Here is a 21,727-nt window from a genome sequence, read left to right as displayed (position 1 = left end):
GCAGCTAAGGTAGGAGACACAAGATGTATTCCCTGACCATTGAACCGATCGGGCAGACCATCCCCATCGCACCGGGCCAGACCGTGCTGGATGCCTGCCTGCGCAACGGCGTGTGGCTGCCGCACGCCTGCTGCCACGGGCTGTGCGCCACCTGCAAGGTGCAGGTGGTGGAGGGCGAGTTCGAGCATGGCGAGGCCTCCAGCTTCGCGCTGATGGATTTCGAGCGCGACAGCGGGCAGTGCCTGGCCTGCTGCGCCACCGCGCAGTCCGACATGGTGATCGAGGCCGATATCGAGGAAGACGCCGACTCGCTCGGCCTGCCGCTGGCTGACTATCGTGCCGAGGTGGTGGAGGCCCGCGCGCTGACCCCCACCATCCGCGGCATCTGGCTGCGTGTGAAGGGGGGCGCCGCGGCTGGCTTCCAGGCCGGCCAGTACCTCAACCTGCGCGTGCCGGGCTGCGACCAGCCGCGTGCGTTCTCGCTGGCCAACCGTCCCGGTGACGACCTGGTGGAGCTGCATGTGCGGCGGGTGGAAGGCGGGCAGGCTACCGGCTACCTGCACGATCAGTTGTCGGTGGGCGACGAACTCGGGTTTTCCGCGCCTTACGGTCGCTTCTTCGTGCGCAAGTCAGCGCAAAAGCCGATGCTGTTCCTGGCGGGCGGCTCGGGCTTGTCCAGCCCGCGCGCCATGATCCTGGACATGCTGGCCGCCGGCGAGACCCTGCCGATCACGCTGGTGCAGGGCGCGCGCAACCGCTCGGAGCTGTACTACGACGAGGCGTTCCGTGCACTGGCCGGCGCGCACCCCAACTTCCGCTATGTGCCCGCGCTCTCCGACGAACCGGCGGACAGTGGCTGGGATGGCGCGCGTGGCTATGTGCATGACGTCCTGCACGGCCTTTACGCCAATGGCGCTACCGCCGACTTCCGGGGACACAAGGCCTATCTGTGCGGCCCGCCGCCGATGATCGAAGCCTGCATCCGTACCTTGATGCAGGGCCGGCTGTTCGAGGAGGACATCCACACCGAGAAATTCATCTCGGCCGGCGACGCACAGAACAGCGCGCGCAGCCCGCTGTTCAAGATCTGATGGAGGGCGCGGCATGCATACCGTCGAGATCGCGGGAAGCGGCCAGTGCTACCCCTGCGCGCCGGAGCAGAACCTGCTGCGCGCCATGGAAGCCCTGGGCAAGCGTGGCATTCCCGCGGGCTGCCGGGGCGGTGGCTGCGGGGTGTGCAAGGTGCGCATCGAGGCTGGCCGCTACCACACCGGCAAGATGAGCCGCGCCTGCCTGTCGGAGGCGGAGCAGGGGAGTGGGTTCGTGCTCGCCTGCAAGACCTTCCCCGACAGCGATATCCGCCTGCAGCCGGTGGCGTTGCTGCAGCGCTGCCTGGACAAGCAGCGGGCGCGGCAGGAGGCAGCGCAAGCGTAGTTGAACAAGCAGCAATAGATGCAGCAAAAAATGCGGCAATAAAAGATGGACCAATAACCCCATCATCAAGGAGACAGTCATGGCATTGACAGGCGTATTGCGCCCGGGGCACGTGGCACTGCGCGTGCTGGAACTCGAACCGGCGCTCAAGCACTACACCGAGGTTCTCGGGCTGATCGAAACCGCGCGCGACGACAAGGGCCGCGTCTACCTGAAGGCCTGGGACGAGCACGATCACCACAGTGTGGTCCTGCGCGAGGCCGACAGCCCGGGCATGGACTACATGGGCTTTCGCGTGGATAGCGGCCGCACGCTGGAGCGGCTGGCGCAGGAGGTGGAGCAGTCCGGACTCGCTTCGGACTGCCAGTGGATTCCCGCGGGCGAGCATCCGCGCACCGGCGTGCGCTTTCGCTTCACCATTCCTACGGGACATGCCATCGAGCTCTTCGCCGACAAGGACAAGCTGGGCTGCCTGACCGGCGACAGCAACCCCGACCCGTGGCCGGACGACCTGCGCGGCATGGCGCCCAGCCGCTTCGATCATTGCCTGCTGTATGGCGACGACCTGGATGGCACGGTCAAGCTGTTTCGCGACGTGCTCGGCTTCACGCTGGCCGAGGAGGTGGTCGCCGGCCCCGACAAGATGATGATCGGCGCCTTCCTGACGTGCTCCAACAAGGCGCATGACATCGCCTTCATCCGGCATGCGGAGAAGAACAAGTTCCATCACGCCTCGTTCAACCTGGACAACTGGGGCGAAGTGCTGAAGGCCGCCGACATTATCTCCAAGAAGGACGTGTCGCTCGATATCGGGCCGACGCGGCATGGCATTACACGCGGCGCGACGATCTATTTCTTCGATCCTTCGGGCAACCGGAACGAGGTCTTTTCTGGCGGCTATATCCACTATCCGGACAAGCCGACCATCACATGGACGGACAACGAGCTGGGCCGGGCGATCTTCTATCACGACCGCAAGCTGAACGACGCGTTCCTGAATGTACTGACCTGATCCCCGCCCCTCTCCCACTGCGTGGGAGAGGGGAGCAAGACGAAATACGATAGACAGCAAGGCAAAGCGGCGCACCCTGCCGCACCAAGCGAGACAACATGAAAGAGTTCAAGAACTTCATCAACGGCGAATGGGTGGCCACCAACCGCCAGTTCGACGACCGCAACCCGGTCGACAACAGCCTGATCGCCCGCGTGCACGAAGCCGGCCAGGCCGAGGTCGATGCCGCCGTCGCAGCGGCAAAGCAAGCGCTGAAGGGCCCGTGGGGCAAGATGACCGTGGCGCGGCGCGTCGAGATATTGCACGCGGTGGCCGACGGCATCAACCGCCGCTTCGACGACTTCCTGCAAGCCGAGATTGCCGACACCGGCAAGCCGCACTCCCTTGCCAGCCACATCGACATCCCGCGCGGCGCCGCCAACTTCAAGGTGTTCGCCGACCTGATCAAGAACGTGCCGGCAGAGAGCTTCGCCATGGCCACGCCGGATGGCGGCGAGGCCATCAATTACGCGGTGCGCTCGCCGCGCGGCGTGATCGGCGTGGTGTGCCCGTGGAACCTGCCGCTGCTGCTGATGACATGGAAGGTAGGCCCGGCGCTGGCGTGCGGCAACACGGTCGTGGTCAAGCCATCCGAGGAAACGCCCGCGACCGCCACGCTGCTCGGGGAGGTCATGAACGAGGCCGGCGTGCCGCCAGGCGTCTACAACGTGGTCCATGGTTTCGGCCCGGATTCCGCCGGCGCTTTCCTGAGCGCGCACCCGGATGTGAACGGCATCACTTTCACCGGCGAGACGCGTACTGGCGAGGCCATCATGAAGGCGGCCGCCAATGGCGTGCGCCCGGTGTCGTTCGAGCTGGGCGGCAAGAATGCCGGCATCGTGTTCGCCGACGCGGATTTCGACAAGGCAGTGGCCGGCATCACCCGCTCGGCCTTCGAGAACAGCGGCCAGGTCTGCCTGGGCACCGAGCGCGTCTATGTGCAGCGGCCCATCTTCGCGCGTTTCGTCGCGGCGCTCAAGGCCAGGGCCGAGGCCCTGCGCATTGGCAGGCCGAATGACGAGGGCGTCAACATGGGCCCGCTGGTGTCGCTGGAGCACCGCGACAAAGTGCTGTCCTACTACCGCAAGGCGGTGGATGCGGGCGCTACCGTGGTCACCGGCGGGGGGGTGCCCGAGATGCCCGGCGCGCTGGCCGAGGGCGCCTGGGTGCAGCCCACCATCTGGACCGGCCTGCCGGAAGACTCGGCGGTGATCCGCGAGGAGATCTTCGGCCCTTGCTGCCATATCGCGCCGTTCGATACCGAGGAGGAAGCCATCCGCCTCGCCAACGATACGCCTTACGGGCTGGCCGCCACCGTGTGGACGTCCGACCTGGGCACCGCGCACCGCATGGGCAGCGCGCTGGAGGTGGGCATCTGCTGGATCAACGCGTGGTTCCTGCGCGACCTGCGCACCGCCTTCGGCGGCGCCAAGCAATCCGGCATCGGCCGCGAGGGCGGGGTGCACTCGCTGGAGTTCTATACCGAGCTGCGCAATGTGTGCGTGAAACTTTGAGGCAGGCCATGAAACCCGAAGACATTGTTGAGATCGGTACGAGCCTGCATCAGGCGCTTGATCAACGCCAAGCCATCGCCCCGCTGACCGAGCGCTACCCCGAACTGTCCATTGACGACGCCTACCGTATCCAGCTGGCCATGGTGCAGCACCGCCTGGACGCCGGCGAGCGCGTGATCGGCAAGAAGATCGGCGTGACCAGCCGGGTGGTGATGGACATGCTCGATGTGCGCCAGCCTGACTTCGGGCATCTGCTGTCCGGCATGGTCCATGGCGACGGCGCGGCCATTGCCGCCGACACGCTGATCGCGCCCAAGGCCGAAGGGGAAATCGCTTTCGTGCTCAAGGAAGACCTGGAAGGTCCCGGCGTGACCAACGCCGATGTGCTGCGTGCCACCGCCTACGTGCTGCCGTGTTTCGAGATCGTCGACTCGCGCATCCGCGACTGGAAGATCCGGATCCAGGACACCGTGGCGGACAACGCATCGTCCGGCGTGTTCGTGCTGGGCGACGCCGCCGTGGACCCGCGCGGCCTTGACCTCGGCACCGTTGGCATGACGCTGGAGAAGAACGGCGAGATTGTCGCCACCGGCGCGGGGGCCGCGGCGCTCGGCCACCCGGCCAACGCCGTGGCGTGGCTGGCCAATACGCTGGGGCGCCTTGGCATCGGGCTGAAGAAGGGCGAGGTGATCCTGTCGGGCTCGCTGGCCGCGATGGTGCCTGTCCAGGCTGGCGACCAGCTTCGCATCAGCTTGGGCGGCATCGGCTCTGCCGGCGTGCGCTTCATTTGATCGGATTCCATACAGCAGCCCAGGACAACGCCATGCACCTCACCCAAGACACCATCCGGCAACTCGCCGAGCACCTGGAAAACGCGGAGCTCAACCGCGAGCCGGTGCGCAAGATTACCGATACCCATCCCGATATGGACTGGGATGATGCCTACGCCATCCAGGACGCGATCCGGGCGCGCAAGGAGGCGCGCGGCACCCGAATCGCGGGCCTGAAGATGGGGCTGACCTCGTTTGCCAAGATGCGCCAGATGGGCGTGACCGATCCGGTCTATGGCTTCCTGACCGACTACGGCGCCTGTATGGACGGTGGCGCCATCGATACCGCAGCGCTGATCCATCCCAAGGTGGAGGCCGAGATCGCCTTCGTGCTCAAGCATCCGCTCAAGGGGCCGGGCTGCCATATCGGCGACGTGCTGGCCGCCACCGATTTCGTGCTGCCGGCGGTGGAGGTGATCGACTCGCGCTATGAGAACTTCCGCTTCGACCTCAAGAGCGTGATCGCCGACAACACGTCGTCGGCACGCTTTGTCGTCGGCGGCACGCATCGCAGCGCCGAAGGGATCGACCTGAAGAACCTTGGCGTGGTGCTGGAGAAGAACGGCGAAGTGGTCGCCACCGCCGCCGGCGCCGCCGTGCTCGGCCATCCGGCCAGCAGCGTGGCCATGCTGGCGAACATGCTTGGCGCGCGTGGGCGCGAGCTGCCTGCGGGCACCTTCATCATGACCGGCGGCGTGACCGAGGCCATCGCGGTGGCGGCCGGCGATAGCATCACCGTGCGCTACCAGCACCTGGGCACGGTGTCGATGCGCTTCGTTTGAACCGAACCAGAACCGAACCAGAACCGAACCAGAACCGAACTGAGCAGGAGAAACACCATGCCCATCATGCAAGTCTTTTTGATCGAAGGCCGGACCGATGAACAGAAGGCCCGCCTGATCCGGGCGCTGACCGACGCCGCCGTGGAATCGATCGGCGCGCCGGTGGAGTCGGTGCGGGTGATGATCACCGAAGTTCCCAATACGCAATTCGGCATCGCGGGCAAGACCGCGAAAGCGCTCGGCCGCTGAAGCGGCAACGGAGAATCAGCATGGACATGAGAACAAGCGGCAAGCACAAGGTAGCCATCATCGGCTCGGGCAATATCGGCACCGACCTGATGATCAAGGTCATGCGCCACGGCCGGCATCTGGAGATGGGCGCGATGGTCGGCATCGACGCCGCCTCCGACGGCCTCGCCCGGGCCGCGCGGCTGGGCGTGCCCACCACGGCCGAGGGCATCGAAGGCCTGGTGAGGATGGCCGGCTTTGGCGATATCCGTATCGCCTTCGACGCCACCTCGGCCGGCGCCCACGCGCATCACAACCAGATCCTGCAGCAGCACGGCATCCAGGTGATCGACCTGACCCCGGCCGCGCTCGGGCCGTACGTGGTGCCGGTGGTCAACCTGGACCAGCAGCTCGGCGCCAGCAATATCAATATGGTCACCTGCGGCGGCCAGGCCACCATCCCGATGGTGGCGGCGGTGTCTCGCGTGGCCAAGGTGCATTACGCGGAGATCGTGGCCTCGATCTCCAGCAAGTCCGCCGGGCCGGGAACGCGTGCCAATATCGACGAATTTACCGAGACCACCAGCCAGGCGATCTGCTCGGTGGGCGGCGCGGCGCGCGGCAAGGCCATCATCGTGCTGAATCCGGCCGAGCCGCCGCTGATGATGCGCGACACGGTGTTCACGCTGTCCGAGGACGCCGACGAGGCGGCGATAGAGGCCAGCGTGCAAGCCATGGCGAAGGCGGTGCAGGCCTATGTGCGCGGCTACCGGCTCAAGCAGCGGGTGCAGTTCGAGCGCATCGATCCGTCCGCGCCGTTGAATATCCCGGGGCTGGGGCGGATGAGCGGGCTAAAGACATCGATCTTCCTCGAAGTGGAAGGCGCCGCCCATTACCTGCCCGCTTATGCCGGCAACCTCGACATCATGACCAGCGCCGCGCTCGCCTGCGCCGAGCGCCTGGCGCAAACCCGGCTGGCTGCGTAAGCGGCGGGCGCACGGAGACAAGACATGACCCAGCAAGCCTCGCAGAAGAAGCTCTATATCTCGGATGTCACGCTGCGCGACGGCAGCCACGCCATCCGCCATCAATACAGCCTGGCCGACGTGCGCCGCATCGCCGCGGCGCTGGATGCCGCCAAGGTGGACTCGATCGAAGTCGCGCATGGCGACGGGCTCGCCGGCTCCAGCTTCAACTACGGGTTCGGCGCGCATACGGACCTTGAGTGGATCGCGGCGGCGGCAGAGACCGTCCGCCATGCCAAGGTAGCCACCTTGCTGCTGCCCGGCGTGGGCACCGTGCACGACCTGCGCGCCGCGTTTGACGCGGGCGCGCGCGTGGTCCGCGTGGCCACGCACTGTACCGAGGCGGATGTCTCGCGCCAGCATATCGAGTACGCGCGCGAGCTCGGCATGGACACGGTGGGCTTCCTGATGATGAGCCACATGACCACGCCCGCCGCGCTGGCGCAGCAGGCCAAGCTGATGGAGAGCTATGGCGCGGAGACCGTCTACGTGGTGGATTCCGGCGGCGCGCTCAATATGAACGACGTGCGCGACCGCTTCCGCGCCTTCAAGGACGTGCTGAAGCCGGAGACCCAGACCGGCATGCATGCGCACCACAACCTGAGCCTGGGCGTGGCCAACTCCATCGTCGCGGTGGAAGAAGGCTGCGACCGTGTGGACGCGAGCCTGGCCGGCATGGGCGCGGGCGCAGGGAACGCGCCCCTGGAGGTGTTTATCGCCGCCGCCAGCCGGCTCGGATGGAACCACGGCTGCGATCTCTACACGCTGATGGACGCCGCCGACGAGATCGTGCGGCCGCTGCAGGACCGCCCGGTGCGGGTGGACCGCGAGACCCTCGCGCTGGGCTATGCGGGCGTCTATTCCAGCTTCCTGCGCCACGCGGAGGCAGCCGCCGGGCGCTATGCGCTGAAGACCGTGGATATCCTGGTGGAACTAGGCCAGCGCCGCATGGTGGGCGGGCAGGAAGACATGATCGTCGACGTGGCGCTGGACCTGGTAGCGCGGCGCGAGGCGGGACAGGCGCGCATCACGGCGTAAGCCCTGCCCGGCTCACGGCGTAAGCTCCGCCCAGCAGAAGGGAGGCCGTCCGATAGGGGCACAAGCACTCAAGCTTCCATCGGTTCGTCTTCCCCGCGCGCCATGCGCCGGATCGCCTGCGGCGGTTGTCCGAACGCCCGCAGGAACGCGCGCCGCATGCGCTCGCGGTCGCCAAAGCCGGTCTCCTTGGCCACCACATCGATCGGATGCCGCCCGGACTCCATCATCAGCCGCGCGGCCTCGATGCGCAGGTGCTCCACCGCCTTGGCCGGGGTTTGCCCCGTTTCTTCACGGAAAGAGCGGCTGAACTGGCGCGGGCTGAGGTGCGCCGCTTGCGCCAGTTGATCGACGGACAGTTCGGCGTGCAGGTTCTGACGGGCAAAGGCGAGCGCGGACTGGATGCGATCGGACTTGGGCTCAAGCTCGAGCAGCGCCGAGAACTGCGATTGCCCGCCGGCACGGCGGTGATAGACAACAAGCTTGCGCGCGACAGTGCGCGCGGCTTCAGCGCCGGCATCTTTCTCGACCAGCGCCAGGGCCAGGTCGATGCAGGCGGTCATGCCGGCGGAGGTCCAGACCGGTCCGTCGATGATGAAGATGCGGTCCTCCTCGACGCTGACCGCGGGATACGTGCGCCGGAACCGGGCGGCGTAAAACCAGTGGGTGGTGGCCCGGCGGCCGTCCAGCAGCCCAGCCTCGGCGAGGTTGAAGGCGCCCGTGCAGGTGGCGCCGACGCGTCGCGTGGAGGGCGCCGCCTTCTGCAGGAAGGCGACCAGGCCGGGCGACGCCGGCTGGATATCGTTGTCGCCCACCACCAGCAGCGTGTCGAACGCGCGGTCGTCGAATGCCTCCGTGGTAACGCAAAAGCCTGCCGAGGTGGGCACCGGCCCGCCTTGCTCGGACAGCAGGTGGACCGCGTAGAGCGGTTTGGCCGCGTTGAGATTGGCGAACTCAAGGACTGTGGTGACGCCCAGGTTCATGACCTGGAAGCCGGGATAAAGGACGATTCCGACATGCAGCATGGCGAGCTCCCATAGATGGCATAAAAGGTGGCATCTATGACATTGTTGCCATCGGATTATGCACCTAATCTTCGTTCCGTGGTGGCCGGCAACGGGCCGGCAGCACCGAAATCGGAGAACGGACATGACCGCATCGACAGCAACCTCGACAGCAACCTCGGTTACCACGGCAACCTCGGGAATCCATTCGCATCAAGGCACCGCCGTGATCACCGGCGCGTCTTCAGGGATCGGCGCCGTCTACGCGGACCGGCTCGCCCGGCGCGGCTACGACCTGATCGTGGTCGCCCGTAACCGCGACAGGCTGGCCACGCTGGCAGAACGCCTGACCAGCGAGACGGGACGCTCCGTGGAGATCGTGACCGCGGATCTCGGCGCCGATGCCGATGTCCGCCGCCTGGAGACACTGCTGCGCACCGACGCCAGCATCACCATGCTGGTCAACAACGCGGGCATCGGCGCGGCGGGGCCGCTGCTCCAGTCCGATGCCGACAAGATGGCTGCGATGATCGCGCTCAACGTCACCGCGCTGACCCGGCTGACCTACGCCGCCGCGCATGGCCTGGTGGCGCGCGGCAAGGGGACGGTCATCAACATTGCCTCGATCGTGGCGGTCGCCCCGGAATTGCTCAACGGCGTCTACGGCGGGTCAAAGGCCTTCGTGCTGGCCTTTACGCAATCGCTGCAGCATGAACTGGCGGACAAGGGCGTGCGCGTGCAGGCCGTGCTGCCCGGTGCGATCCGTACGGAGTTCTGGGATGTGGCCGGCCGGGCGGTGGAGAGCCTGCCGCAGGACTGGGTGATGAGCGCGGACGACCTGGTTGACGCGGCCCTGTCCGGGCTGGACCAGGGCGAGGTGGTGACGCTGCCGTCGCTGCCCGACGCGGCGGACTGGCACGCCTTCGAGGCTGCCCGCGCGGCGCTGGGACCGAACCTGTCGCGCAGCGTGCCGGCGGCGCGCTTCAGGGCCGCCTGAAAGACGGTCGCTTCAGAATGCACGATGTTGTCGGTGAAATCTTTACCGCTCTCCAGCTCCGGCGGAGTTGGTCATATGGACAGGCTTGCGCACTGAGTTTGTCAAAACTAGCTCAGTGGATGCTGCTGGTTCATTTGCATTGAAGGCAAGCAGCCTATTGTCTATTAGCCTGTTAATTTGCCACCAGTGAATTATGTCTTTTTCTATTGAATCCGCACTTAGAAGGAAGACCACGGATGTCATGGAACCCCAAGGGTTCCTGACGATCTGTAGACGGGCGCCACGCGCCATTTTTTGTAGGATTTCTCCGCTCCGCATTTTGAAATTGCCATAGAAAGTGCTTTGTTAGCCTCGGTGTTCATGCTGCCTGACGCAGGGTTGTGCATCCGATGATAGACAGAGCCCGTGGGTAGAAACTGACGGCTAAGAGCAAGGTTGGGGACGGCGGCCCGCCGATCGGAACGCTCAGAGTAGGCGAAACCATCGCGCCAAAGCTGACAAATGCTGACAGTTGCACACGGCAGCGTGAATGGCGGCACCGGGGGGGGCGACAAGGACGGCTAGCAGGCGTGGGTTATGCGGGATCCGCGCGGGATCTGCCTGGTGCCTTGAGGGAGTGCGCGCCACTCAAGACCATTTCCGGCACACCATGTCCATGCCAAGTGATCGATAAGGTATCAAAAAATCTGTTAGCTTTTTGTGCTCGTATCAGATTTTTTGTCGAAAAATTATCCGGAAGACCCGGCCAATATCGGGGGGAAGCCCTTTCTTTGGTGTGCCATGAGGCCGCATATGCCCACTAAGGACCGCCCTTCCTGTCATCATTGGAAGTGATGATCATAATCAAAAAACTATATTAGAACTAATACCATAATCTCACTAAGCTCCTGTTCGACGCTGCATGTCCCCGGCGGATTCGCCTATCGGGGCCGACGCGCAGAACGGAGTCAGGAATGAGACAGAACGAGGCTGGCGGCATGACCGGCACGACACTGGAGGCAGCGGTAGCGGGCGTTCGCCCTGTGCCACGTGGCATCTCCCCGTGCCGGCCCGCAGCGGCGGCCATCCACCTTGAATCCGCCGCGGCCGGCGCGGCCTCGCGCCAGTGTCACGTCGGCCGCTCGATGGAGCAATGGGCGCTGGCCATGGACCGCGTGCGCAATGCGGGCGAGCCAATCCCGATGTGCAAACAACTGACTGGAGAGCCCGTCGCGGGAAAACCGCACACCGGGTTCGGAGGCAGGGGACGGCGCTCGCAGTTTCCTAGCGCGTTCATTTCATCTTCTTGGGGCGGCTAGGATTCATGGGTCTGGAGATATATAGGCCGCTAGCGGCCGAAGGCACGGCGCGCACCATCACCCCGGGCATTTCGGCATTCATGCTCGTATTGTCGGTCTGGCTGGGGTTCGCGCTCTGGGCCGGATGGGACAGAGGCAGCGAATTACGCCGGATCCAGGCTGATGCCGACCGGCTTGCCTATACCCTTGGTCAGCACGTCGAGCGCACATTGATGGAGGCGGACCAACTGACCTCCCTGCTAGGCGGCGCCGTCATCGAACGGGGGCTGGACTTGCCGCTTGCCGAATGGACCCGCAACGGTCATCTCGGTGCCGAACCCTTCCTTCAAACCGCGATTCTGGACGAAAGTGGCGTCCTCAGGGCATCGACCAATCCGACATTCGAAGCGCTTGACCTAGGCAATAGCGAGTATTTGCGCATACACGCTGACAATCCCAGGCCGACATTGTTTGTCAGCAAGCCGCTGCGGGGGCGCAGTTCGGGCCGCTGGGTAGTTCTGCTTTCCAAGGGTATCGTGGGGCCGACCGGCCATTTCATGGGGGTCGTCGTGGTGTCGCTTGACCCACTCTCCCTGACGAGCATCTACAAGAGCATCTATTTGGGCAGCCGGGGTGCAATCGGTCTGCTGGGTACCAATGATTTCATCTACCGGGTGCGTTGGAGCGGGGCGGCTTCCAACCCTGGGCAACCGCTGCCTGCGAGCTCTGCGGACCGGCAAGCCTTGGCTGCCGCGGCCCACGCCGAAGTGGTGGAGAAGAGTCCACTGGACGATGTCGAGCGCATTTATGGCGTACATCGGCTGTCCAGAGGAAACCTGGCGGTCGTGATCGGCTACGACCTCCATGAAGCACTATCGATGTATCGCGCCAGGCTGCTCCTCGTCGCTTGCATCGCAAGCTTCCTATCCGCGCTGATCATCTTCGTCCAGATGCGCCAGGCCAAGTCACTCGAGAGGATGGCGAAGCTGGCGGATCGCGCGGCGGTGGTCAGTCGCCGGCTACGAGAAAGGAACCAGCACCTGCATGCGCTGTTCTTTGCCTTGCCGGACGGCGTTGCCATTTTCGATAAGGATCGCCACGTGGAAGACGCCAACGGCGGGCTGTGCGACACCCTGGGCGTTTCGCCCGGGGACTTGCGCGGCGCCACGCCACAACGGTTCGTTGACCTTCTGTTTCGAGGTCGACGTCCCACGCGGGACTCAGTCACCCCGTCCGAACTAATTGAGAAGATCGACTGTGCCGCAGTCTCGCTCGAATTTAGCGGCGTTATCGAGTTCGATATAGCGGATTCATCCAGCTACGCCATTCGTGTTGTGCACACCAGCGACGGCGCTGGCTGTGTGGTGGCAGTCTGGGACGTAAGCGAAATGCGGCGCGAGGCGCGGGCCAAATCGCATTTCATTGCTACCGCAGAAGCTGAAATCAAGATACCCATCGCAAACGTCGTCGGATATGCCGACCTCCTCGCCGCCGATCTGATTCCCCCGGAAAAACGCCTTGGCATCTATCGCACGATTCGTTCGCAAGCCCAGCGCGTCAGCCAGTTCGTGTCGAATCATCTTCAACTGACGCGCCTGGAAACACTAGGCGCATCCGAGATGACGTTTCATCGGGTGGATCTCGCAAGGCTCGTGCGAGACGTTGTTGAGGCAGGGTTCGCGGACGATAGCCGGGTGACGCTGGAGTCCGCGAGAGAGCCTGTCTGCGTGATGGGTGACTCCACCTCTCTCGCCAGCGTGATACGCCATTTGCTGGAGAATGCCGTGAAGTACGGGCTTGGGAGAGCGGTCAACATCTCGGTCGCTAGCGCGTCGGTCGAACGCCGCAACGCCATGCTGAAAGTGACCGATCGAGGCATGGGGATCAAAGCTGACGAACTCAGGCTGGTGCTCGACAAATTCTTCCGAGGCAAGCTGCAGCATGGGGCGGCCGGCGATGGTCTGGGCCTTGCCCTCGTGCGTGAGATTGTGCTGCTCCATCGCGGCCATATTTCTCTTGAGAGCGAAGTAGGCAAGGGCACGACCGTTACGCTGCACCTTCCGGCGGTGGAATAGCTTTAATGTGACGTGATCGGCGAGGACGTCGATCAGTGCGCTACACAATCTGACCGGAGCGGAGCATGGAGCGTGAGAGACGAATGCATCATGGATGCGCAGCAGCAGCAACAACGAAAACCAGCCAGCGCCACCATGCCACCAGAAAGCAATTATGATCAGTACTATGAGCGCGCGACCCGGGTCGCCGCGCGCGCGCTGAATTTACCAATATCCGTCGTATGTCTCGACAGACTGGGCCAGCCAGAAGTCATAGGCGCAAGCGGGTGCGAACGGGACGTCGTATTCCATGTGCAGACCTACTATAGCCGGACGCTCCAATGCGAGGAACCGTTCGTCGTCAGGGATGCGCTGTCCGATGCGCAGCTTGCGCAAGGACCACTGGCAACCAGCGAATTGCGGTTCCGCTTTTTCGCAGGCATTGCGCTGCGGCTACCGTGCGGCAGACCCATCGGTATGCTATGTGCGATGCACGCGTTGCCGCGGCGCTTCAGGCGCCAACAACGTCAGATGCTAGTAGACCTGGGGCAAATGATCGAACACGAAGTTGGCCTGCGCAAGCTGGACAGCTCTGATCGTTTGGAGGTGCTTCACGCGATCGACCGACTTCAAGCCCAGCATGCGCTTTACGTCGAGACGTTCCATCGAACGCCGGTCGCTATCGCGCATATCGGAAGGGACTGGGAGTGGCGGCACATGAATGATGCCTGCGTGAAATTCTTCGGGCACTCGCGCGCTCCGCTGACGAAAACGAACATCCTCGATCTGCTGGATGCGAGCGACCGGACCAAGCTTGAACAGGCCGTGCAGGCACTGAATCGTGGCTGCAGGGTCGAGATCCGGACGCTCGACGTAACGTTCCGGTTGCGCAACAAGCAAAGTAAGCCAGCGCGAGTGCAGGTGGCACCGAAGCAGACGACGTCGACCCGCGACGGAGGCTGGCTGTTTGTCATTCACGATACCCGGGCGGAGCAACGCGAAAAAGCCGCGCGCGATGCGCGGGAGGCTGCGTTGCATCGGGGAGCGCATGAGGCCTCGGAGGTTCTGCGCAGGGCGCGGGAGCAACTGACGACCGCCGAGCGGCAATTGGGAGACACGCGGGTAGATTTGCGCGCCATTGCCGACAATTTGCCGGTGCTGGTCGCTTACGTCGACGGTGAGCGGCGTTTTCGGTTCGCCAACTCAACCTATCGCGAGTGGCTGGGGTTGGACCCGGAGGAGATCGTGGGACGGCTCACCCATGAGGTTCTCGACGCCGACTATGCTGCTGCCATCGAGCCGTATGTCCAACGCGTGCTCAGCGGCGAAAGGGTCGAGTACGAGGTGGGAGCGACGCTTAACGGGAGTCGGCGTGTCCTGCGTGGTGTGCTGGTGCCGCGTCGGGTCCACGATCAGGCGGCTGATGGGTATTACCTGCTGGTGCAGGATGTGACTGAGCGAACGGCATTGCTCGATCGCCTGCGGCATCAGGCGTTCCACGACGCGCTGACCGGCCTGCCTAACAGACGCTCGTTCCTCGAGAGGCTGGATGAGGCATGCGCAGCAAGCGGCGACGGTGTGGCTGCCATCATGTTTATCGACCTGGATGGCTTCAAGGCCGTCAACGATACATACGGGCATCAGTGCGGCGACGAAGTCCTTGTTGAAGCCGCGCGCCGGATCCGCCGCTGCGTACGCGGCGGGGATCTGGTTGCGCGGCATGCCGGGGATGAGTTCACGTTGCTGCTGACCGGCCCTGCGATCGATCGTGCGGCACTGGAGAAAATTGCACGCGCAATCCTGCGGACACTGAGCCAGCCCATAAGGTTCGGGGCGAACGTCGTCCAGTTATCGGCGAGTATCGGCGTGCTACCGCGCGACCAGGCAGCGTCATTGAGTGGCGAAGCCCTGTTACGCGCCGCGGATGCCGCAATGTATCGTGCGAAAGTCGCAGGCAAGGCGCGTATTGTGGTGCATGAGCTTAACGATTCAGCGGCCGGGATGCTCGGTTGAGAACGAGGAACGTCGCTGATTCCGGAAAATGATGCCTATCCCTGCTGCCATGACCAAGCCCCCACGGCCCTCGACTGTCAAGCATTCTGTTGATCACCCTGAGTCGCCCACGCTCGCGCCACGCGGCTTCGTCCAGGTTCGCGGCGCACGGGAGCACAACCTGAAGAATGTCGACGTCGACATTCCCCGCGATGCGTTGGTGGTGTTTACCGGCGTGTCCGGTTCCGGCAAGTCGTCGCTCGCGTTCGGCACGCTTTACGCGGAAGCGCAGCGGCGTTATTTCGAGTCGGTCGCGCCCTACGCGCGGCGGCTGATCGAGCAGGTCGGCGCGCCCGACGTCGATGCGATCGAAGGCCTGCCCCCGGCGGTCGCCTTGCAGCAGCAGCGCGGCACGCCGAGCGCGCGTTCGTCAGTGGGCAGCGTGACGACGCTGTCGAGCCTCGTCCGGATGATGTACTCGCGAACCGGCAGCTACCCGCCGAAGCAGCCAATGCTGTATGCGGAGGACTTCTCGCCGAATACGGTACAGGGCGCCTGCCCGACCTGCCACGGACTCGGCCGCGTATATAGCGTGACCGAACGCTCGCTGGTGCCCGACGACTCGCTCACGATTCGCCAGCGCGCGATCGCGGCATGGCCGCCCGCTTGGCACGGGCAGAATCTGCGCGACATACTCGTCACGCTCGGTTACGACGTCGACACGCCGTGGCGCGATCTGCCTAAGAAAGACCGAGACTGGATTCTGTTTACCGACGAACAGCCAACAGTGCCGGTCTATGCCGGCTTCACGCCGAAGGAGACGCGCGCCGCCCTCAGGCGCAAGGCAGAGCCCAGCTACCAGGGCACGTTCACCGGCGCGCGCCGGTACGTGTTGCATACCTTCGCAAATACGCAGAGCGCGTTGATGAAGAAACGCGTGTCGCAGTTCATGATCGGCGGAGAATGTCCGTCGTGTCACGGTAAGCGTCTGAAGGCGGAAGCCCTCTCGGTGACATTCGCCGGTATGGATATCGGCGAGCTGTCACAACTCCCCATCGCTCGGCTCGCCGCGTTGCTCGAACCCGTCTCGCGCGGCCAGTGGCCGTCTTCCAGCACATCTCCCGACGGCGCGATTCTCGACAGGAACAGTCGGCGCAAGGCGACCGCCAGACGCGTCGCGGCCGGCGGACAGGCTCACCAGGCGGCGCCTGACGTGCGCCGTACGCCTAACCTGTCCGACGAGAAGCGTGTGGCGGCGCAGCGGCTCGCGATCGAACTGCTCGAACGTCTGAACACCTTGATCGACCTCGGTCTCGGCTATCTCGCGCTGGACCGTGCGACGCCAACGCTGTCCTCCGGAGAACTGCAACGGCTGCGGCTCGCGACGCAGTTGTCGTCACAACTATTCGGCGTTGTTTACGTGCTCGACGAGCCGTCTGCCGGACTGCATCCCGCGGACGGCGATGCGTTGCTCGAAGCGTTGCAGCGCCTGAAGGCTGCGGGCAATTCGCTGTTCGTGGTCGAGCACGACATTGGCGTGATGCGGTGCGCCGACTGGCTCGTCGACGTGGGCCCGGATGCCGGCGAGGCGGGCGGACGTGTGATCTACAGCGGACCACCCGCTGGCCTTGCAGATGTCGAAAGCTCGCGCACACGCCCCTACCTGTTTGCGCAGGGCGAGCTAGAGGCGCAGGCGAGCGAGGCTGCGACCCGTGCGCGCCGCGAGCCCCGCGGCTGGCTGCGGCTCGAAAACGTGACGCGCAACAATCTGCACAATCTTGCTGCGGATTTTCCACTGGGTTGCCTGACCACGGTAACGGGCGTCTCGGGATCGGGCAAGTCCAGCCTCGTGAGCCAGGCGCTGACGGAGCTTGTGGCGGAACATCTCGGGCGCGCAGCCGATCTTGCCGAAGACGACGAAGTCGACCCGCTCTTTGCCGCCCCGCCCGTCACGACCGACGGGCGGATCACAGCCGGCATGGACAAGATCAAACGTCTCGTGCGCGTCGACCAGAAGCCGATCGGCCGTACGCCGCGCTCGAATCTCGCGACCTATTGCGGTTTGTTCGACGCTGTGCGCAAGCTGTTCGCGGCGACTCCCGCTGCACGCAAGCATCGCTACAGCGCCGGCCGGTTCTCGTTCAACGTGGCGCAGGGGCGCTGTCCGACGTGCGAGGGCGAAGGCTTCGTGATGGTCGAGCTGCTGTTTTTACCCAGCGTCTACGCGCCTTGCTCGACCTGTCACGGCAGCCGCTACAACCCGCAGACGCTCGAGATTCGCTGGCGCGAGCGCAATATTGCCGAGGTGCTGGCGATGACCGTGGACACCGCATGCGACTTCTTCGTCGATGAGGCGCAGGTGATGCGCTCACTGACTGTGCTCCGTGATATCGGTCTCGGCTATCTACGGCTTGGTCAGCCGGCCACCGAGCTCTCCGGAGGCGAAGCGCAACGCATCAAACTTGCGACCGAGCTGCAGCGTGCGCAGCGCGGCGATACGCTCTACATCCTCGACGAGCCGACGACCGGTCTGCATCCGGCCGACACCGATCGCCTGATGGTGCATCTGCATGGGCTGGTCGATGCCGGCAATACCGTGGTGCTGGTCGAGCACGACATGCGTGTCGCGGCGCAAAGCGACTGGATCCTCGACATCGGCCCGGGTGCGGGGGAAGGCGGTGGAAGGATCGTTGTGAGTGGCGTTCCGCAGACGGTGGCGCTCGCCGTGGACAGTCGTACCGCGAGCTATCTGCAGGCCGTGATATTTCGTTGATCTGGTGGGTCGGCGGGGCACGCCGAGAACGCTCTGCGCTTGCCCGATGGCGTGCCTGTCAAGGATGCCAGGTCGAAGGACTGGCCGGCAAAGCAGTCGCAGGTCGACGGCTCCCCGCCATCTCGTAGGAAAGCTGGTTGGCCGCGTCCATGACGGTCTGTGCCAGCGCGAGTAGTTTTTCCTCGGTCAGGCGCGAGGTAGGGCCGGAGATGCAGGCAGACCCGAGCAACTTCCAATGTAAGCCGAATACCGGGGCCGCCACGCTGGAGACTTCCGGTTCGCGCTCGCCCATGGAGAGGTGGTAGCCGCGCCGCCGGATCGATTCGTAAGGCTCCCCGGGCTCCCCGGAGAACGCCAGGATGACCCGCCCCGGTGCGCCACTGTCCAGTGGTAGCGCGGCCCCGATGCGCACGTGGTGCCGGATGGCCTGCGGGCCTTCCACGCGCACCAGGCACGTGCGCTGTTCGCCTTCGCGCACATAGAAAGAGGCGCTTTCGCCCGTCCTGATCGTCAGCTCCCGCAGCACCGGCTCCACCACCTCATACACGTTGAAGGTGGCCTGGTAGCACGCGCCCAGCCAGCCGGCCGCGCGTCCCAGGCGCCAACTGCCATCTTCCTTTTGCACAAGGTAGTTGTCCGTCGCCAGCGTACGCGCCAGGCGCAAGACCGTCGTCTTGTGGAAACCCGTGCGGCGGCTGAGTTCGGCCAGGGTGAGTTGTGCGTCACTTACGCCAAAGGCTTCCAGGACGCGCAGCGCCCGGCGTACCGCGATCACGCCGCCGCCAGCATCTTCAGCCACGTCGCCGGCGGCCAGGGGAGTCGATGAGTCCATGGTATGGAATGGGTTGCATTGGATGAAACGATATTGTACCTGTCGCAACAAGCGACCAGAATCCATTCCAACAAATAACGAGATTCGGAGACATGCAATGAAACTGCCGTACCGCGGTCTGATGACCGCCATCCTTTGCGCCCTCGCTTTCCCGGCCCTGGCCGATACCTATCCCACCAAGCCCATTCGCGTGATCGTGCCGTTCCCGGCCGGTGGCGGCACGGACATCATTGCCCGCGAGGTGACCAACAAGGTGGCGATGGCCATGGGCTGGCGCTTCGTGGTGGACAACAAGCCGGGCTCGGGCGGTAATCTGGGCGTGGACGCCGCTGCCAAGGCCAGCGGCGATGGCTACACCATCGTGTTGGGCCAGACCAGCAACTTGGCGATCAACCCCACGCTCTACCGCAAGCTGCCCTACGACGTGGCGAAGGACCTGACTCCCGTGGGCCTGGTGGCCAGCGCGCCGCTGGTGCTGGTGACCACGATGGAGTCGCCCTACAAGACGCTGGCGGATGTGGTGGCGGCCAGCAAGGCCAAGCCCGGCAGCATCAATGTGGCTTCCCCCGGCAACGGCACGGTGGCGCACCTGACCAGCGAGTTGTTCCAGAAAACGGCGGGGATCAAGCTCACCCATGTGCCATACAAGGGTGCGGCCCAGGCCGTCAACGACCTGATCGGCGGCCAGGTTCAGCTCTACCTGTCGTCGGTGCCGACGCTGATCGGCCACATCCGCAACGGCAAGATGCGCCCCCTGGCCGTGACGTCGGCCAAGCGCATGCCCGACTTGCCCAATGTGCCCACCATTGCTGAATCCGGCTACAGCGGCTTCGAGGCCGTGACCTGGTTTGGATTTGTGGCGCCCGCTGCTACGCCCAAGGACATCGTGGTGCGCCTGAATACCGAGTTCAACAAGGCATTGCAGGTGCCTGACCTGAAGAAGAAGCTGAACGACCAGGGGGCCGATGTATTGGGCGGTACGCCCGAGCAGTTCGGCGCGCTGATGAAGAAAGACACGATCCGCTGGTCGACCGCCGTCAAGGCATCTGGCGCGCAGGTGGATTGATCCTCGCTGTCCCACGCATCGCCGCAATCGCTCGCCGCCGCAACGAATCTCTCGTCCCCAACGTCCCAGGAGTCATGCCATGAGCTTGCCCAACATTATCAAATCATTCGACCGCGTGCCCGCCGACATCGTCGCCCGGGCCGCTAAATTCCAACCGGCCATCCTGGCCGACGTGGCTGGCCGCCGTGGCGCGCTGCATGGCCGCATCCGCGCCCTGCGGCCGCACATGAAGCTGGCGGGCACCGCTTTTACTGTGGAAGTACGCCCCGGCGACAACCTGATGATCCACGCCGCGATGGCGCTGGCCCAGCCCGGCGACGTGCTGGTGATCGACGGCAAGGGTGACCAGAGCAGCGCGCTGATGGGCACCATCATGATGAATGCATGCCGCCAGCGCGGCATCGCCGGCGTGGTGATCGACGGCGCGGTGCGCGACAGCCTGGAAATCGACGAGATGGATTACCCGGTGTTCTCGGTGGGCACCAACCCCAACGGCCCGACCAAGGAAGTGGGCGGGCGCATCGGCCACCCGGTCTCGGTCGGTGGTGTCACGGTCAACCCTGGCGACTTCATCTGCGGCGACGCCGACGGCCTGGTGGTGGTCGAGCGTGAAAAGATCGCGTCGCTGCTGCCGCTCGCCGAGCACAAGGAAGCCGCCGAAGCCCGCCGCATTGCGCAGATCAAGGAAGGCAAGACCAACGCGCCGTGGCTGGTTGCCTCGCTCATCACCGCGGGCGTGTTGAAAGAAGGGGAGACGCTGTGAGCAACAAGCCAGCCATCCTCGTCACCGCAGCCGACCTGGCACCACAAGCCGAGGCGTTGCTCGGCGATTTTGAGATCGTCTACGCCGGCAAGACGCCCCAGGCCGCCGACCTGGTGGCGTTGGCTCAGCGCCACAACCCGGTCGGCATCATCGTGCGCTACGGCGCAGTGACGCCGGAAATCATGGACGCGGCGCCTGCGCTGAAGGTCATCTCCAAGCACGGGAGCGGCACCGACACCATCGACAAGGCCGCCGCGGCACAACGCGGCATCGAGGTGACAGCCGCCGTCGGTGCGAATGCCGCCGCGGTGGCCGAGCAGGCCCTGGCACTGCTGCTGGGCTGCGCCAAATCTGTGGTGCTGCTCAATGCGCGTATGCATGCCGGGCACTGGGACAAGGCCACGCACAAGAGCGTTGAGCTGGCAGGTGCCACTATCGGCCTGATTGGCCTGGGCGCCATCGGCCAGCGCTTTGCCAGGATGTGCGATGCCATGGGCATGCGCGTGATCGGCTTCGATCCGTTTGCCAAGGAACAGCCGGACTATATCGAGCCCGTGAACCTGGAAACGATCTGGAAAGCGTCGGACGTGATTTCACTGCACTGCCCGCTGACCGCCGAGAACCGGCAACTGATCAACGCGCAAACGCTGGCGCGCTGCAAGAATGGCGTGATCCTCGTCAACACGGCGCGGGGCGGCTTGGTCGATGAGCCAGCATTGCTGGCAGCCGTGCGCTCGGGCCAGGTTGCCATGGCGGGGCTGGACAGCTTCGCGGTCGAACCGATGACGGTGCCGCATATCTTTCACGGCCAGCCTGGCTTTCTTCTCAGTCCGCACATTGGCGGCGTGACCAGCACCGCGTACGTGAACATGGGCGTGGCGGCGGCGCGGAACACGCTAGGTGTGCTGGCGCGTGCTGAGGCCCCGGCGCTGGCCAAAGCCGGCTAAGGCGCAACGAAGCTGCCCGCGGCGCAGCGCGAAGCTGACCGGATGCGCCCAGATCGTTTGAAGTGCCTGAGGTCTTTCACTCCCTCTCCCCACCGGGGAGAAGGGTGCTAGCCATCGTAGGGC

At 64.6% G+C, this 21,727-nt stretch carries 18 protein-coding genes; 16 read left to right on the top strand and 2 right to left on the bottom strand.

Going from position 1 to position 21,727, the window contains the following annotated elements:
* Positions 1–23: 23 nt before the first annotated feature.
* From A9975_RS04815 to dmpG, 9 genes are all read left to right on the top strand, one after another.
* Positions 24–1,091: an NADH:ubiquinone reductase (Na(+)-transporting) subunit F gene (locus tag A9975_RS04815; protein ID WP_183031619.1), complete on the top strand. Its 1,068-nt coding sequence runs from the start codon at positions 24–26 to the stop codon at positions 1,089–1,091.
* A 13-nt stretch (positions 1,092–1,104) separates the two neighbouring features.
* Positions 1,105–1,434, top strand: a complete 330-nt coding sequence (locus tag A9975_RS04810; protein ID WP_183031618.1) for a 2Fe-2S iron-sulfur cluster binding domain-containing protein — start codon at positions 1,105–1,107, stop codon at positions 1,432–1,434.
* A gap of 79 nt (positions 1,435–1,513) precedes the next feature.
* Complete coding sequence (locus A9975_RS04805; protein ID WP_150987105.1) at positions 1,514–2,446, top strand: catechol 2,3-dioxygenase; 933 nt, start codon at positions 1,514–1,516, stop codon at positions 2,444–2,446.
* A 98-nt stretch (positions 2,447–2,544) separates the two neighbouring features.
* Entirely contained in the window at positions 2,545–3,999 is a 1,455-nt protein-coding gene (locus tag A9975_RS04800; protein WP_183031617.1) for a 2-hydroxymuconic semialdehyde dehydrogenase, read from the top strand.
* An 8-nt stretch (positions 4,000–4,007) separates the two neighbouring features.
* Positions 4,008–4,790, top strand: a complete 783-nt coding sequence (gene dmpE, locus A9975_RS04795; protein ID WP_183031616.1) for a 2-oxopent-4-enoate hydratase — start codon at positions 4,008–4,010, stop codon at positions 4,788–4,790.
* A 32-nt stretch (positions 4,791–4,822) separates the two neighbouring features.
* Positions 4,823–5,611, top strand: coding sequence for a 2-oxo-3-hexenedioate decarboxylase (dmpH, locus tag A9975_RS04790; protein WP_183031615.1), 789 nt, complete (start codon positions 4,823–4,825; stop codon positions 5,609–5,611).
* Between the two features lie 39 nt (positions 5,612–5,650).
* Positions 5,651–5,860 carry a 2-hydroxymuconate tautomerase gene (locus tag A9975_RS04785; RefSeq protein ID WP_255503060.1) on the top strand — a complete coding sequence of 70 codons (210 nt, stop codon included), beginning with the start codon at positions 5,651–5,653 and terminating at the stop codon, positions 5,858–5,860.
* Between the two features lie 20 nt (positions 5,861–5,880).
* Positions 5,881–6,825: an acetaldehyde dehydrogenase (acetylating) gene (locus A9975_RS04780; protein WP_183031613.1), complete on the top strand. Its 945-nt coding sequence runs from the start codon at positions 5,881–5,883 to the stop codon at positions 6,823–6,825.
* 24 nt (positions 6,826–6,849) lie between these two features.
* Entirely contained in the window at positions 6,850–7,902 is a 1,053-nt protein-coding gene (dmpG, locus tag A9975_RS04775; protein WP_183031612.1) for a 4-hydroxy-2-oxovalerate aldolase, read from the top strand.
* A gap of 68 nt (positions 7,903–7,970) precedes the next feature.
* Here the strand turns inward: dmpG and A9975_RS04770 are convergent, their stop codons facing one another.
* Positions 7,971–8,924 carry a GlxA family transcriptional regulator gene (locus tag A9975_RS04770; protein ID WP_183031611.1) on the bottom strand — a complete coding sequence of 318 codons (954 nt, stop codon included), beginning with the start codon at positions 8,922–8,924 and terminating at the stop codon, positions 7,971–7,973.
* Positions 8,925–9,048: 124 nt separating this feature from the next.
* On the opposite strand from A9975_RS04770, the gene A9975_RS04765 reads away from it, so the two are divergent.
* The 4 genes from A9975_RS04765 (at position 9,049) to A9975_RS04750 (ending at position 17,996) form a co-directional block, all read left to right on the top strand.
* On the top strand, positions 9,049–9,900 hold the full coding sequence (locus A9975_RS04765; RefSeq protein ID WP_220810627.1) for an SDR family oxidoreductase: 852 nt from the start codon (positions 9,049–9,051) through the stop codon (positions 9,898–9,900).
* A gap of 1,303 nt (positions 9,901–11,203) precedes the next feature.
* Positions 11,204–13,252, top strand: coding sequence for an ATP-binding protein (locus tag A9975_RS04760; protein WP_183031610.1), 2,049 nt, complete (start codon positions 11,204–11,206; stop codon positions 13,250–13,252).
* Between the two features lie 90 nt (positions 13,253–13,342).
* Positions 13,343–15,244 carry a diguanylate cyclase domain-containing protein gene (locus A9975_RS04755; RefSeq protein ID WP_220810626.1) on the top strand — a complete coding sequence of 634 codons (1,902 nt, stop codon included), beginning with the start codon at positions 13,343–13,345 and terminating at the stop codon, positions 15,242–15,244.
* Between the two features lie 49 nt (positions 15,245–15,293).
* Positions 15,294–17,996, top strand: a complete 2,703-nt coding sequence (locus A9975_RS04750) for an excinuclease ABC subunit UvrA (protein ID WP_183031608.1) — start codon at positions 15,294–15,296, stop codon at positions 17,994–17,996.
* Positions 17,997–18,054: 58 nt separating this feature from the next.
* Here the strand turns inward: A9975_RS04750 and A9975_RS04745 are convergent, their stop codons facing one another.
* Positions 18,055–18,828 carry an IclR family transcriptional regulator gene (locus tag A9975_RS04745; protein ID WP_183031607.1) on the bottom strand — a complete coding sequence of 258 codons (774 nt, stop codon included), beginning with the start codon at positions 18,826–18,828 and terminating at the stop codon, positions 18,055–18,057.
* Positions 18,829–18,925: 97 nt separating this feature from the next.
* Here A9975_RS04745 and A9975_RS04740 point away from each other — a divergent pair, with 97 nt between their 5' ends.
* From A9975_RS04740 to A9975_RS04730, 3 genes are all read left to right on the top strand, one after another.
* Complete coding sequence (locus A9975_RS04740) at positions 18,926–19,894, top strand: tripartite tricarboxylate transporter substrate binding protein (RefSeq protein ID WP_183031606.1); 969 nt, start codon at positions 18,926–18,928, stop codon at positions 19,892–19,894.
* Between the two features lie 79 nt (positions 19,895–19,973).
* Positions 19,974–20,657 (top strand): RraA family protein, encoded by a 684-nt coding sequence (locus A9975_RS04735; RefSeq protein ID WP_183031605.1) that lies wholly within the window; start codon positions 19,974–19,976, stop codon positions 20,655–20,657.
* Positions 20,654–21,604 (top strand): NAD(P)-dependent oxidoreductase, encoded by a 951-nt coding sequence (locus tag A9975_RS04730; RefSeq protein WP_183031604.1) that lies wholly within the window; start codon positions 20,654–20,656, stop codon positions 21,602–21,604. Before A9975_RS04735 ends, A9975_RS04730 begins: the two co-directional genes overlap by 4 nt.
* The last annotated feature ends 123 nt before the right edge of the window (positions 21,605–21,727 follow it).

This window comes from Cupriavidus sp. UME77, from assembly GCF_014170355.1.
GTDB lineage: Bacteria > Pseudomonadota > Gammaproteobacteria > Burkholderiales > Burkholderiaceae > Cupriavidus > Cupriavidus basilensis.
This window is presented reverse-complemented; position numbering and strand designations above follow the sequence as displayed.

Coding starts and splice junctions, on each gene's coding strand:
- A9975_RS04815 (WP_183031619.1), top strand. CDS start 24: ATGTATTCCCTGACCATTGAACCGATCGGGCAGACCATCCCCATCGCA.
- A9975_RS04810 (WP_183031618.1), top strand. CDS start 1,105: ATGCATACCGTCGAGATCGCGGGAAGCGGCCAGTGCTACCCCTGCGCG.
- A9975_RS04805 (WP_150987105.1), top strand. CDS start 1,514: ATGGCATTGACAGGCGTATTGCGCCCGGGGCACGTGGCACTGCGCGTG.
- A9975_RS04800 (WP_183031617.1), top strand. CDS start 2,545: ATGAAAGAGTTCAAGAACTTCATCAACGGCGAATGGGTGGCCACCAAC.
- dmpE (WP_183031616.1), top strand. CDS start 4,008: ATGAAACCCGAAGACATTGTTGAGATCGGTACGAGCCTGCATCAGGCG.
- dmpH (WP_183031615.1), top strand. CDS start 4,823: ATGCACCTCACCCAAGACACCATCCGGCAACTCGCCGAGCACCTGGAA.
- A9975_RS04780 (WP_183031613.1), top strand. CDS start 5,881: ATGGACATGAGAACAAGCGGCAAGCACAAGGTAGCCATCATCGGCTCG.
- dmpG (WP_183031612.1), top strand. CDS start 6,850: ATGACCCAGCAAGCCTCGCAGAAGAAGCTCTATATCTCGGATGTCACG.
- A9975_RS04770 (WP_183031611.1), bottom strand. CDS start 8,924: ATGCTGCATGTCGGAATCGTCCTTTATCCCGGCTTCCAGGTCATGAAC.
- A9975_RS04765 (WP_220810627.1), top strand. CDS start 9,049: ATGACCGCATCGACAGCAACCTCGACAGCAACCTCGGTTACCACGGCA.
- A9975_RS04760 (WP_183031610.1), top strand. CDS start 11,204: ATGGGTCTGGAGATATATAGGCCGCTAGCGGCCGAAGGCACGGCGCGC.
- A9975_RS04755 (WP_220810626.1), top strand. CDS start 13,343: ATGGATGCGCAGCAGCAGCAACAACGAAAACCAGCCAGCGCCACCATG.
- A9975_RS04750 (WP_183031608.1), top strand. CDS start 15,294: ATGACCAAGCCCCCACGGCCCTCGACTGTCAAGCATTCTGTTGATCAC.
- A9975_RS04745 (WP_183031607.1), bottom strand. CDS start 18,828: ATGGACTCATCGACTCCCCTGGCCGCCGGCGACGTGGCTGAAGATGCT.
- A9975_RS04740 (WP_183031606.1), top strand. CDS start 18,926: ATGAAACTGCCGTACCGCGGTCTGATGACCGCCATCCTTTGCGCCCTC.
- A9975_RS04735 (WP_183031605.1), top strand. CDS start 19,974: ATGAGCTTGCCCAACATTATCAAATCATTCGACCGCGTGCCCGCCGAC.